General features: G+C 44.6%; 16 protein-coding genes. 10 read left to right on the plus strand and 6 right to left on the minus strand.

The genetic code is table 11. From position 1 onward, the window contains the following. Nucleotides 1-24: 24 nt before the first annotated feature. Nucleotides 25-732: an L-rhamnose mutarotase gene (locus NIAKO_RS08285; protein WP_014217960.1), complete on the minus strand. Its 708-nt coding sequence runs from the start codon at nt 730-732 to the stop codon at nt 25-27. 139 nt (nt 733-871) lie between these two features. On the opposite strand from NIAKO_RS08285, the gene NIAKO_RS08290 reads away from it, so the two are divergent. From NIAKO_RS08290 to NIAKO_RS08305, 4 genes are all read left to right on the plus strand, one after another. Further along, on the plus strand, nt 872-1,237 hold the full coding sequence (locus tag NIAKO_RS08290; protein ID WP_014217961.1) for a hypothetical protein: 366 nt from the start codon (nt 872-874) through the stop codon (nt 1,235-1,237). Between the two features lie 30 nt (nt 1,238-1,267). Beyond that, the gene (locus NIAKO_RS08295) at nt 1,268-1,819 is read left to right on the plus strand and encodes a dihydrofolate reductase family protein (RefSeq protein ID WP_014217962.1); all 552 of its coding nucleotides are present in this window, start codon (nt 1,268-1,270) and stop codon (nt 1,817-1,819) included. 393 nt (nt 1,820-2,212) lie between these two features. Next, nucleotides 2,213-2,530, plus strand: a complete 318-nt coding sequence (locus NIAKO_RS08300; protein ID WP_014217963.1) for an RNA recognition motif domain-containing protein — start codon at nt 2,213-2,215, stop codon at nt 2,528-2,530. Nucleotides 2,531-2,618: 88 nt separating this feature from the next. Continuing rightward, nucleotides 2,619-4,151 (plus strand): B12-binding domain-containing radical SAM protein, encoded by a 1,533-nt coding sequence (locus tag NIAKO_RS08305; protein ID WP_014217964.1) that lies wholly within the window; start codon nt 2,619-2,621, stop codon nt 4,149-4,151. An 8-nt stretch (nt 4,152-4,159) separates the two neighbouring features. Here NIAKO_RS08305 and NIAKO_RS08310 read toward each other — a convergent pair whose 3' ends face one another. Genes NIAKO_RS08310 through NIAKO_RS08320 form a run of 3 tightly spaced genes read right to left on the minus strand, consistent with a single transcriptional unit; the run spans nt 4,160 to nt 6,495 of the window. Continuing rightward, nucleotides 4,160-4,720: a TspO/MBR family protein gene (locus NIAKO_RS08310; protein ID WP_014217965.1), complete on the minus strand. Its 561-nt coding sequence runs from the start codon at nt 4,718-4,720 to the stop codon at nt 4,160-4,162. 50 nt (nt 4,721-4,770) lie between these two features. Next, nucleotides 4,771-5,283 (minus strand): DinB family protein, encoded by a 513-nt coding sequence (locus NIAKO_RS08315; RefSeq protein WP_049815483.1) that lies wholly within the window; start codon nt 5,281-5,283, stop codon nt 4,771-4,773. 15 nt (nt 5,284-5,298) lie between these two features. Further along, the gene (locus NIAKO_RS08320; RefSeq protein WP_014217967.1) at nt 5,299-6,495 is read right to left on the minus strand and encodes an aminotransferase class V-fold PLP-dependent enzyme; all 1,197 of its coding nucleotides are present in this window, start codon (nt 6,493-6,495) and stop codon (nt 5,299-5,301) included. A gap of 194 nt (nt 6,496-6,689) precedes the next feature. Between NIAKO_RS08320 and NIAKO_RS08325 the strand changes: the two genes are divergently transcribed. From NIAKO_RS08325 to NIAKO_RS37695, 5 genes are all read left to right on the plus strand, one after another. Continuing rightward, entirely contained in the window at nt 6,690-8,888 is a 2,199-nt protein-coding gene (locus NIAKO_RS08325; RefSeq protein ID WP_014217968.1) for a B12-binding domain-containing radical SAM protein, read from the plus strand. Nucleotides 8,889-9,005: 117 nt separating this feature from the next. Continuing rightward, nucleotides 9,006-9,617: a class I SAM-dependent methyltransferase gene (locus NIAKO_RS08330; RefSeq protein WP_165761336.1), complete on the plus strand. Its 612-nt coding sequence runs from the start codon at nt 9,006-9,008 to the stop codon at nt 9,615-9,617. Nucleotides 9,618-9,697: 80 nt separating this feature from the next. Next, the gene (locus NIAKO_RS38440) at nt 9,698-9,841 is read left to right on the plus strand and encodes a hypothetical protein (protein ID WP_014217970.1); all 144 of its coding nucleotides are present in this window, start codon (nt 9,698-9,700) and stop codon (nt 9,839-9,841) included. Then, on the plus strand, nt 9,825-10,091 hold the full coding sequence (locus NIAKO_RS39560; protein ID WP_041346508.1) for a T9SS type B sorting domain-containing protein: 267 nt from the start codon (nt 9,825-9,827) through the stop codon (nt 10,089-10,091). Before NIAKO_RS38440 ends, NIAKO_RS39560 begins: the two co-directional genes overlap by 17 nt. Next, nucleotides 10,084-10,233 (plus strand): T9SS type B sorting domain-containing protein, encoded by a 150-nt coding sequence (locus tag NIAKO_RS37695; RefSeq protein WP_081196013.1) that lies wholly within the window; start codon nt 10,084-10,086, stop codon nt 10,231-10,233. Before NIAKO_RS39560 ends, NIAKO_RS37695 begins: the two co-directional genes overlap by 8 nt. Before the next feature lie 113 nt (nt 10,234-10,346). Here NIAKO_RS37695 and NIAKO_RS08340 read toward each other — a convergent pair whose 3' ends face one another. Continuing rightward, a complete protein-coding gene (locus NIAKO_RS08340; protein ID WP_014217971.1) occupies nt 10,347-10,733 on the minus strand; it encodes a GerW family sporulation protein in 387 nt (128 codons plus the stop codon). Nucleotides 10,734-10,758: 25 nt separating this feature from the next. Further along, nucleotides 10,759-11,259, minus strand: a complete 501-nt coding sequence (locus NIAKO_RS08345) for a hypothetical protein (RefSeq protein ID WP_014217972.1) — start codon at nt 11,257-11,259, stop codon at nt 10,759-10,761. 122 nt (nt 11,260-11,381) lie between these two features. Between NIAKO_RS08345 and NIAKO_RS08350 the strand changes: the two genes are divergently transcribed. Continuing rightward, on the plus strand, nt 11,382-11,948 hold the full coding sequence (locus tag NIAKO_RS08350) for a dihydrofolate reductase family protein (protein WP_014217973.1): 567 nt from the start codon (nt 11,382-11,384) through the stop codon (nt 11,946-11,948). The last annotated feature ends 15 nt before the right edge of the window (nt 11,949-11,963 follow it).

Raw genomic sequence — 11,963 nt, forward strand, 5'->3', positions numbered from 1 at the left:
TGAGAAAGCGAACTAGTCACTCTATTATTTCGCCTGTTCAAAAAACACCCATGTTTCTCCAGGCCTGGTACCACTAACACCTTCCTGGTATTGGGCCATCATCTTGTTCCAGTCATTTACGCGCGGATTGTTTTCAGTGGTTTTGCTATTCATTTTTTGAAAATCAGCGCCCTGGGGAATGCTGATAACAAGCATCAGCTGCCTGCCGTTCTTAAAGATCAGCAACTGTTCAAACCCGGCATTGCAAAAACCCTTCGACACCTCGGGCCATTGTTTGAATTGCGTGGCATGATACTGTAAATACTCCCGTTGCTTTGTAGTATCAGACACCAGGTTGGCGGTAAGGATAATATGATCCCATTCTTTGGCCGGGGTTATTTTATCATGGCAGTTGTCCTGTTTACTGAATATGTAAAAAGGGTTTTCATACAATTTAACCGTTGCTTTGGGGAACAACTGCTGCAAACGTTGCTGATTATCCCGCACATTAGACATATGACCAAATATTACCGCCCGGTTTTGCCATTGGTAAACCCACGATAAGGGGATACCATGACTCCGGCAAAAGTCTTTTATCTTTTTAATATCGGGATGTGCAGTAGCTGCGTATACAATTTCTATTGCCTGTGGGCGATCGCCGCCAGGGGCGGGTGGAATAACAGTTGCCTGCGTAATACATGACAATGCTGAAAGAAGAATACAAAAGGTTACTTTATATAAAGTGGTGATCATATGGCTGGTTTACGATCAAAGATAAACCGCCCGCCGCAAAACCTGATTGCATAGGAGTGTAAATTTCAGTTTTCTTTTATAATATTGAACCTGATTTTATAAAGCAGCAAATGCCCATCCCTTGTTAAAACACTTGACAATGAAAAGTTTTCCATTAATACTACTTTGTTTTGTAGGTGTTGCCAATATTTATGGCCAGGGAGGCCGGATAAGTGTAGAAATTACAAAAGAAAAGCATAAGACCTATACTACTAAAGTGATTCCTTCCGATATGGCAGATTCTTCCGTGGTAAAAGTTATTGAGAGAAGGCTTGAAGGCTTCAGGCCGGTTAAAAATCATCTCAAAAAGGGAACCTATATCGTTTCGGTCAATTTTATTTTAGACAAAGATGGAAATTGTTCCGGTATAGCATGTAATAATGATCCGGGATTTGGTTTGTGTGCAGAAGTTGTACGTGAGCTTAAAAAATATGGAAAATTTGGTCCTGCTAAAGTCGGCGAATAGTTTTTAAATTACAAATTAAACCGGCATATTATGAGAAAACTAATCGCAGCCATCAATATGACATTGGATGGGTATTGTGACCATACGGCAATAGATCCGGATGATGAAATACATCAGCATTATGCTGACCTGTTAGATAATGCAGGCATTATTCTATATGGAAGGATAACCTATCAACTAATGGAATACTGGCGAACGGTAGTGCAAAGCCCTACCGGTAACAAAGCGATGGATGATTTTGCCGTGATAATGGATAAGATCCCAAAAGTTGTTTTTTCGCATACGCTGAAAAATGTAGAATGGGAAACTGCCAGGTTGGCGAACCGGGATCTTAAAGAAGAAGTTACAGCACTCAAACAACAACCGGGTAAAGATCTTTTAGTGGGCAGCCCGGGTTTAATTATAGCCGCAATGAATCTTAATTTGATTGATGAATTCCAACTCTGTATTCACCCGGTTATATTGGGAGGCGGTTTGCCATTGTTTAAGCAAATTCATGCTAAGACTATTCTTAAACTCTTAAAGACAAAAACCTTTAAGAGCGGTGCAGTAGTATGTTATTATGAGCCAGCGCAAGTGTAACGCTTACTCCCTCAGGTGTAACGCTTACTCCTGCAAGTGTAACACCTACTCGCACAAGTGCAACACTTTCCCTGCCAGGTGCATCAGACCATATCGTTTATGGCTTTCCCTGCCCAAAATGCTGACGGAGGTCAGTCCAGGATACCAGCTTTGTTAAATACATACCCTTAAATTGCTGATTTCAAACCATCTAACAGTAAAACGGACAAAACCGGGTCAAAAACAAATAGAAACCTACAAATAACAGTCAGTTGCCAACAGAAAACGTTACCTTAGGTATGTAAATTTTGAGCCTCGCATTAGTAATCATTAATCGAATTGCTGGTTCTGCATTTTTATTAGTCTTACTTGTTGCCTTTCTCAGAGATTATTTTAATTTATCAATTGTGAGCAATGAACATTTATGTTTCAAATTTAGGTTTCAATGTACAGGATGAAGATCTGAAAGATTTTTTCGCCCCTTATGGTGAAATAACCTCAGCAAAGATTATTATGGACAGGGAAACCGGAAAATCACGTGGTTTTGGTTTTGTTGAAATGCCCAACGATGCAGAAGCTAAAAAAGCTATTGCAGAACTTGACCAGGCCATGGTTGAAGGCAGAGCCATAAAGGTTGTAGAGGCAAGACCCAAAGAAGACAAACCCGCACGTAAAAACTTTTCACCCAGAAATGACAGAGGAGGTGGTGGTTACAATAAGAACCGGTGGTAAAGATCTCTCTTCATTTAAATCGAGGATTGCTGTTGTTAATTTTTATATAGTAAACATCTTTGGATAAGCACCAGATGTAGCCATAGGTATGCCGCCACTAAAAATTGGGTTGATTGACCTCGTAAGTAAAGGCCCTGCCAGCACTTTATGGGCTAAAATCATGCACGCTAACCTGGCCAGTATTATGCCTCAGGTAATAGCTACCTGGTGCGAACAGGAAGGGCATGAGGTGACCATGATCTGCTATACGGGTTATGAAGACCTGACCAAAGAATTGCCGAAGGAAGTTGACCTGGTATTTATCAGCACCTTTACCCAGGCTGCCCTGCTGGGTTATGCCCTGAGTAACTATTATCGCAGCAAAGGTGCAGTAACGGTGTTGGGTGGACCGCATGCCCGGTGCTATCCCGACGATGCAGCGCTTTATTTTGATTATGTACTGGGTTTTACCAGCCGCGCTATCATCACTGATATTTTAAATAACTGCGTTCCGCAGCGTCCTGTAGGGATACAATTGAGTGCCGGTAAACAACCGGCTGTTTTTTGTGGCGTGCAGGAGCGCTGGAAATTTATAGAACCTACATTAAAGAAAGCGCCTTTTCTGCAGATAGTGCCCATGCTTGGCAGTGTTGGCTGTCCTTATACCTGCTCGTTTTGTATAGATTCTACAGTGCCTTACCAGCCGTTGGATTTTCAAGTCATCAGATCAGATCTTCAGTTTTTACGTACAAAATATAAAAAGCCCTGGATCGCCTTTCATGACCCGAATTTTGGGGTACGGTTTGAGGAAAATATGGAGGCTATTGCTTCGGCCGGTCCGCCTAAAAGCTTTCATTTTATTGCAGAAAGCAGTTTATCGATTCTTACAGTAAAACACCTGGACCTTTTACAACAGAATGGTTTTATTGCCTTGTTGCCGGGTATTGAATCCTGGTACGACCTGGGCAATAAATCAAAGGCTTCGCATATTACCGGAATGGAAAAAGTGAACCAGGTGTCGGAGCACGTTAACAAGATCTTTCAATATGTGCCTTACGTGCAAACAAATTTTGTATTGGGATTGGATAGCGATGCCGGCACGGAACCATTTGAATTGACCAAACGATTCATAGATCAATCACCCAATGCTTTCCCGGGTTTTTCCCTGTTAACCGCTTTTGGTGAAGCGGCGCCCATGAACCTGGAATATCAAAAACAGGGGCGGGTGTTGCCATTCCCTTTTCACTTTCTCAACAATCACCTGGCCATGAATATTAAACCCAAAAATTATGATTGGGTAGATTTTTATGATAAGGTGATCGATGTAACGGATTATGCATTTTCGGCAAAAGCATTGTATCGCCGCTTTATACATACACATGGCATGACGACCCGCTGGATGAACCTGATGCGGGCCATTTCTTCGGAAGGGTGGGGACGATTGAAATTTTACCGGCAGATCAGGCAGCAACTTATTAATGACAAAAACTTCAGACAGTATTTTGACGGAGAAACAAAACAGTTGCCTGCGTTTTATTATAACATTATAAAGAAAGACCTTGGCATCTGGTGGCAATGGTTGCCTGAAACTGCACTGTCGCATAACGCAAATGCTTATTTGGATAAGTCGATGGCGGAGTAATTTGAATCTCATTTCAACCCATTCAACACCTGTTTTGCTGCTGGTAATAACGGCGGCGTATTCAACAACACATCGCGGTTTTCGAGCACCTGGTAACCGGCCAGGCTACTGGCGAAACCGGTCCAGGCAAGCAATGGCAGGTAACGCCAGGCCAGTTGTTTATTACGCCGTAAGGCAATGGTAAAGCTGGCGGCTGCCAACATGGTATCGGTCATCGTCCACAGTGCAGCCAGCACGGTGCTTTTACGTTTGAAATAAATATAGTTGAAGGAAAAGAAGATGATCCAGATAAGCACCTGGAGGGTGAGCAGTTTTTTCCTGTGGCTACCGGTGTCATTTATCAATTTGTGCAGCGCCTGCAGCACAAAAAAATTATTGACTGTCCAGGCGGGGCCAAATACCCAGGCTGGCGGCGCCCAGGGCGCCTGTTTCAATTCTTTATACAGTTTTCGTTCGCTTTTCTTCGACCTTCTGCCCGAAAGTCTGCCCAGGGCTGTAACTGCAATTGTCAACAGTACTTTCTGCCACCATTTCAACCGGCGTGGTTTTCCCATCACTTCAAGCTGCATAAACAATGGTTTTAAGAACCCTTGAAAATCTTATGCCATTACCAATGTTTTTACCTGGTAAGAACTTTGATGATTTCCGAAATAACCCCCATATGATGCTCATCGTGCTCCGCCGTGAAATACAAAATATCAATAATGCGCATGGGTTGCTGCATTCGCGGGTGCAGACTGGTGCCCTGTTGCTCTTTTACATGAATGTTGTTCAGCAGGGTTAATGTTTCCGTTCTTTCATCAGTAAAATGTTGCAGCAGTTCGGAAATGGTAAAATAATTAAACCCCGCTTCCGATGTTTTTTTATTGTCAAGGTCAGTAGGCGTGAGGGTTGGCTTTTTCTCCAGAATATCATGAATGCGGGTTCTCCATAAAGGTTCCAACAGGGCCAGATGTCCAACGTGTTCTTTTACCGACCATTTGCCATCTGGCTGATGCGAAAGAATAGGTTCCGGAATATTTTGCAACATTGTTTTCAGCGTATCAGGCGCCTGCTGCAAACGTTGGTAGATTGTCGAATACTGTTCAACATCAAAGCTGAAATCGAATTTCCGTTCAAACCATTTTGACATACTCATACGGTTGTTTTATAATAATAAAGTTCGCAATTCCCGGCATACCATTTCTATTTCTTCTTCTGTATTGTAATAATGCACAGAAGCACGTACAATATCGTTCAACCCTTTCCGGTTCATATAATACAGGGTGGAATGCGCCAGGCCGATATGCACATTGATATTTTTTGTGGCCAGTTTCGCCCTGATGTCTTTAGCAGCAATGCCGGTTGCAGAAAAGGTAACAATTCCGCATAATACATCGCCCTGGTCATGCACTACAATGCCATCAATTTCGCGCAGCCGTTCTCTGAACAAATCGGCTATATACCGGATTCGCTGCCATACCCGGTCTATCCCAATGTTCAACAGGTATTCAACCGCTTTTTGCAATCCAAGTACAATGGCTGGATTCTTTTCATACCATTCAAAACGCCGGGCATCTGCACGCACTATAAAATCCTGTTGGGTGACTTTGGTAACCGTGCGGCCATCGAAAAATAAAACTCTGAGTTTATCCTGTATTGATTGGCGTACATATAAAAAGCCGGAGCCCCGGGGGCCGCGTAAATATTTTCGTCCTGTTACGGCCATCAGATCGCAACCGATGGCTTGTACATCAACGGGTACATGTCCTACCGATTGACAGGCATCCAGCAGATACAAAACATTATGTTTACGGGCTATTTCACCAATAGCGGCAGCGGGTAATACATTACCTGCGGTAGAAGGGATGTGCGTGACTGCGATCAATTTGGTTTTGTCCGTGATGGCTGCTTCCAGTTCATGAAGCGGGAAAATGCCGGCAGCATTATTAGGGATCACTTTAATGACAATGCCATTCATTTTTTGCGCATTCAGCAATCCCAGTACATTAGAAATATATTCCATTTCAGAAACGATCACCTCGTCGCCGGGTTCAAAGTGCAGCCCGTTAAACGCAAGGTCCCAGGCGGCGCTGGCATTTTCTACCAGGGCAATTTCATCGCGGTTAGCGTTGATCAGTTGGGCGATCAGTTCGTGGGTATGATCGAGTTGGGTTCTATATTTCGCCTCAATTTCATAACCGCCCAACAGGGCTTCTTCCCGCAGGAAATCGACCATGGTTTTTATAACCACATCCGGTGGTAACGAAGCGCCGGCATTGTTCAGGTGAATGCGTGCAGCTGTACCAGCAGTTTCCGCTCTTATAGCCTGTATTTCTGCTTCCGTTAAAGGTTTTACTTCCATAAAAATTTTTAGCGTTTTTGTATTGCGCGTTAAGCGTTCTGTGTTAAGACTTGAGCGTTTTCAGTGCAAAACAACAGGATTTGGGGGTACCGAAAAAGATGCAGATCGGCTGAATTCTGCTATATCAGAATACCAGCTGCCAAACCCCGTTAAAACCCGCTTTTTAGCGTAAATTTGCCCGAAATTATTCGATCTTGAGCGTTCCTGTGTTTTTGATTACGCCGCCTTTTACGCAGCTTAACACGCCGTATCCGGCGACGGCCTATCTGAAGGGGTTTTTGAATACTAAAAATATCCGTTCCTTCCAGAGCGATCTGGGCATAGAGGTAACGCTGGCCCTGTTCTGCCGGGAAGGGCTGCAGGAATTGTTCAACCGCATCAGCCAGCTCAATAAGCCACTCTCTGAAAATGCCGCCCGTATGGTGGCCCTGCAGGAAGATTATATTCATACCATCAATGATGTAGTGTTGTTTTTACAGGGGCACAACCCAACCCTGGCGCACCGCATTTGTAAACGTGATTTTTTACCCGAGGCCAGCCGTTTTGCACAGCTGGAAGACCTGGACTGGGCCTTTGGCTCCATGGGCACGCAGGACAAAGGCAAGCACTTTGCCACGATGTACCTCGAAGACCTGAGTGACCTGATAGGGGAATGTGTGGATGAACACTTCGGGTTCAGCCGGTATGCCGAAAAACTGGGCCGCTCCGCCAACAGCTTCGACGATCTATATACCGCCCTGCAACAGGAGTATACTTTTGTAGATGAATTGCTGATACGTCTGCTGAAAGCGCACATGGAAAGATTGCAGCCCAAACTGGTTGCTATTTCCGTTCCTTTTCCCGGCAACCTGTACAGCTCGCTGCGCTGCGGCCAGTGGATCAAACAAAACTACCCCGGGGTAAAAGTGGCCATGGGGGGCGGTTTCGCCAATACCGAATTACGTTCGCTCTCAGATGTGCGGGTGTTCGGGTTCTACGATTACATTACCCTCGACGATGGCGAAGCGCCGTTGGAACAGCTGGTGCAGCTGGTGGAAGGCCATAAAGCAACAGGAGATCTGAAAAGAACCTTTACGCTGCAGGAGGGAACCGTGCAGTATATCAACAACAACAGCTGCGCCGATTACAAACAATCGCAGGTAGGCACACCCGATTACAGCGATTTTCTGCTAGATAAATACATCTCTGCCATTGAAGTGGTAAACCCCATGCACCGGATGTGGAGCGATGGCCGGTGGAACAAACTCACCATGGCGCATGGTTGCTATTGGGGCAAATGTACTTTTTGCGATATCTCCCTCGATTATATCAAGCTTTATGAACCCATTGCCGCCTCACTGTTGGTAGACCGCATGGAAGAAATGATGAAACAGACGGGGCAGAATGGTTTTCACTTTGTAGATGAAGCGGCGCCGCCGGCTATGATGCGGGCATTGGCGCTGGAGATCATCCGCCGCAAATTAACTGTGAGTTGGTGGGCCAATGTACGGTTTGAAAAAAGCTTTACCCGCGATCTTTGCCTGCTGTTAAAACGATCAGGTTGTATTGCCATTTCCGGCGGACTGGAAGTGGCCAGCGACCGCCTGCTGGAACTGATCCAGAAAGGCATTACGGTAGCACAGGTGGCCCAGGTAAACAAACATTTTACCGAGGCAGACATTATGGTTCACGCGTACCTGATGTATGGTTTTCCCACCCAAACCGAACAGGAAACCATAGACTCGCTCGAAATGGTAAGGCAGCTGTTCGCCGCCGGTATTCTGCAATCGGCCTTCTGGCATTTGTTTACCATGACGGTGCACAGCCCCGTTGGCATGCAACCGGAAAAATTCAAGGTAAAAAAAGAATCGGCCCTGGTGGGCGCTTTTGCCAATAACGACCTGGTGCACATCGATGAATCGGGCGCCGAACATGAAGAGTTTGCTTTCGGGTTAAAGAAATCACTGTTCAACTATATGCATGGCATAGGGCTTAATGAGCCGTTGTCAAAATGGTTTGAATTTAAAGTGCCAAAAACCAAAGTAGCGCCCGACTATATTCAAAAAGTTCTGGAGCAGGATATCTACTCGGCTGCAAAACCCACCAGCCGCATCGTATACCTGGGCAAACCGCCCATGGTAGAACATTTCACAAAAAGTAAAAAAGGCAATAGCTGGGAAATGACGGCGCTAACCTTTCAGGATAAACGAGCCAAAGTGAGCATCAGTGTTGATCGCGAACAGGGCAACTGGCTGGCGGGCATGTTGAATGCACTCTCAATAAATAATCCAAAAATGTTGACCTTACAGGATGTGATGGACAGCTATAACGCCGCCGGGCTCGAAGACTTTGAATTGTTTTGGGATAACAAACCGGTGAATACTTTATACAAGGTGGGGTTGTTGCGATTGTAAGGTATACATTAACTCAGCATAACTAATTGATTAATGAGCGCTCATTCTATTTGGATTCATCGTCTTTTTATATTGTACCGGATTACCAGGAGAAATTTTTATAAGTTGCTTGGCCGTTTGAATATTTATTTACAACCCAGGCAACAATTTTCCATTAAAGCAGGCTATCACCATGCTACCCGTGCAGAAAATTTTGACGATACAAGTGGCCGCACCAATGAATGGCAGCGCAGTGTATATGAACTGGCAGCTACCCTGGCTCAAAAACATAACATGGCCTCTGTGCTTGACGTAGGCTGCGGCTCAGCCTATAAACTAATAACCATGTTCAGTCAATACCAGCTTACCGGCATCGAAACCGAGCCTGCTTATAGTTTTTTGAATAAGAAATACCCTGGTCACAAGTGGCTATTGTTTGATAATGTAAAGCCGGCAGAGCTGCACCACGACCTGGTTATTTGCTCCGATGTGATCGAACACATCAAGAATCCGGATGAAATGATGAACTTCCTGGCGGCTGTAAATTTCCGGTACCTGGTAATAAGTACGCCCGAAAGAGATGCCGTTAGGGGGAAGAGTGACTACGGTCCCCCCGAAAACACTGCTCATTACCGGGAATGGAATAAGGAAGAATTTAAAAATTATGTAAGTCAGTGGTTCACTATTTCAGAGCATCATGTATTTGATGATAAAAGCATAGCCCAGGCGATAGTTTGTGTAAAACGTTAGCGGCTGCACATTATGTATGTGGCTTGCGTATACTGTTATTGATAGTTGATTTGGCAAACGTTCCCTATTAATCCGTATTTATGAAAAAATCTGTACTCATCTTAATTATGTCCTTCTGTACCTGTGTGGCTTACACGCAGATTATTTCACCTACCATTCAAGGCAAATGGGGCATAGATGCCGATGCGCAAGCCGATATTTTCGTAGTTGGGCTTTCAAAATAATTCCTGGGGAGTAGGACAAACATATACCTGGCAAAGCGCTACCTCGGCAACCGTACTTATACCAACATCAGTTCGGCATAATGAGCTGGTGATCCTGCCCGCTATCAATACTTCGCCAACCCAAACAGTTTTCCCTAACCTGTTTACACCTAATAATGATGGTAAAAATGATGTATACATGGTATTCAGCAACGTTATACAAACCATGCGGCTGGTAATATTTAACCAGTGGGGGGGAGAAGGTGTTTGAAACAAACGATATCAATGGCGCCTGGGATGGAACTTACAAGGGTAAGCCCCAACCGATTGGCGTATATGTATATGCAGCTTCCCTGGTGCTCACGGATGGCACCAGGGAAGTGAAGAAGGGAAGTTTTAATTTGATGGGGTAACAGTTATGAGGCTTAACGCAGAACGCTTAACGCTTATTCCCGAATGAGCGAGGTTCTTACAAAATTAGCATTCGGCGTTCGGCCTTCAGCGTTCTGCGTTTAGCGTTTCAGATTCAGGCCGGTGTTTCTGCCTTTTGTTCTTTTTTCTTATCAAACATTTTTTCCAGTACATCAGGCAGTTTTTCAAATGCAGCGCTCAGGCCTTTGCTGCTGTGGGTAGGAATAAAAGAGATCTGATCGCCGCGGGTGGCAAGAAACCCTATAGGATCAAGACCCAGGCCGCCACCAGCGCCACCACCGGTACCTTCACCATTGCCTTTTCCGGGCTGAACGCCTTTTCCTTCGCCACCACCATACCCAAGTCCCATGCCGAACCTGATAACAGGAACGCAGGTGAATTCGCCTAACTGGAATGATTGCCCTACAACTGTTTCCGTTTTTGCTTCGCTTTTTAGAAAATCTGTAAGCTGTTTTACAGATTCATCAAGATTGACTGACATGATCTTATATTTTTGAGTGAATGAATTATTTTATAAAAGCAAGGGCAATTTTCCAGGGCTGGGCCCTGAGTTTGGCAACCAGGTAATTATTGCCCTGAAAATTAATAAACAGGTGACCAGCGGTCCATGACAGGAAATTTAAAGGGTATAACCGGGCATTGAGATTGTACTCGCCCGAATCAATAGCCAGCCGCCATTCAGTTATCTGTAAGGAGCCGATCACCTGTGTTACTTTCTTTAGTATGCTTTTGGTTTTTAATTTCTTTTTCTGTTTGCCATTTTCAAGTGTGGCCGTTGCCTTTTTAGGTCCTTTTTTCATTTGGGAGAAAGGCATTGTTTTGTGAAAGAAGAATACCTGTATACTGAACCACCATTCCTCCTCATACCATACACGAACACTTCCGATACTTATCCAGTGAACTGCTGCCTGTGCATGTATGGTATCAATTTCTAATTCAACCGGTGCAACCAACAGCCAGCAAACCAATAGCACCAGGGTGCCTAATATGATTATAAGCCACATCATTGAACAATCTTTGTGACCAATACATTGAAGTTACTTCGGGAAAGGTGGGGGAGAAATGATCTGAAACAACCCGGTAAATGATTTGAGTCAGTCCGTTCAGTTTCTTTGTGTAATTTTAAGATATGGTGACAACTCAGTTTAAAATAACCATTCATATGGTGTCGAGCCTCGATGGCATTATTGCTAAAAGAGACAATAGTGTTTCGTGGTTTGAAACCAACGACCACTACGAGCAGGGGATTGAACTGACCGAACAGCAAACCAATGACTTTCTTAAAACAATAGATTGCTATGTAATGGGCGCCCGAACATTCGAGCATGCCCTGGAATTGTCAGGGACCTATGGGTGGGCGTATGGCGATGTGCCAACCATTGTAGTAACGCACAGACAGTTGCCAGTTGAAAGACCCAATATTGAATTGTATTCCGGCGATCTGGAAATATTGGTCAATGAACGGCTAAAGCCGAAGTATAACAATGTGTGGCTGGTGGGCGGGGCTATGCTGGCCAAGAGGTTTATCCGGTTACAATTAGCCGACGAGCTCAGGTTGTCGGTAATGCCCATTGTGTTGGGCGCAGGTACTCCTTTTTTCGATCATTCAGGATACGAGCAGGCGCTGCACCTGAAAGCCGTAACAGCTTATAAAAGCGGAATGGTGGAACTATGGTATGAGATAAAGAAAGGATAGCCCCACCAATCCGCT

It is taken from the genome of Niastella koreensis GR20-10 (genome assembly GCF_000246855.1).
GTDB lineage: Bacteria > Bacteroidota > Bacteroidia > Chitinophagales > Chitinophagaceae > Niastella > Niastella koreensis.

Bases quoted from the DNA above. Each gene is read 5' to 3' on its own strand.
- NIAKO_RS08285 (WP_014217960.1), bottom strand. From the start codon at position 732: ATGATCACCACTTTATATAAAGTAACCTTTTGTATTCTTCTTTCAGCA.
- NIAKO_RS08290 (WP_014217961.1), top strand. From the start codon at position 872: ATGAAAAGTTTTCCATTAATACTACTTTGTTTTGTAGGTGTTGCCAAT.
- NIAKO_RS08295 (WP_014217962.1), top strand. From the start codon at position 1,268: ATGAGAAAACTAATCGCAGCCATCAATATGACATTGGATGGGTATTGT.
- NIAKO_RS08300 (WP_014217963.1), top strand. From the start codon at position 2,213: ATGAACATTTATGTTTCAAATTTAGGTTTCAATGTACAGGATGAAGAT.
- NIAKO_RS08305 (WP_014217964.1), top strand. From the start codon at position 2,619: ATGCCGCCACTAAAAATTGGGTTGATTGACCTCGTAAGTAAAGGCCCT.
- NIAKO_RS08310 (WP_014217965.1), bottom strand. From the start codon at position 4,720: ATGCAGCTTGAAGTGATGGGAAAACCACGCCGGTTGAAATGGTGGCAG.
- NIAKO_RS08315 (WP_049815483.1), bottom strand. From the start codon at position 5,283: ATGTCAAAATGGTTTGAACGGAAATTCGATTTCAGCTTTGATGTTGAA.
- NIAKO_RS08320 (WP_014217967.1), bottom strand. From the start codon at position 6,495: ATGGAAGTAAAACCTTTAACGGAAGCAGAAATACAGGCTATAAGAGCG.
- NIAKO_RS38440 (WP_014217970.1), top strand. From the start codon at position 9,698: ATGAAAAAATCTGTACTCATCTTAATTATGTCCTTCTGTACCTGTGTG.
- NIAKO_RS08340 (WP_014217971.1), bottom strand. From the start codon at position 10,733: ATGTCAGTCAATCTTGATGAATCTGTAAAACAGCTTACAGATTTTCTA.
- NIAKO_RS08345 (WP_014217972.1), bottom strand. From the start codon at position 11,259: ATGATGTGGCTTATAATCATATTAGGCACCCTGGTGCTATTGGTTTGC.
- NIAKO_RS08350 (WP_014217973.1), top strand. From the start codon at position 11,382: ATGGTGACAACTCAGTTTAAAATAACCATTCATATGGTGTCGAGCCTC.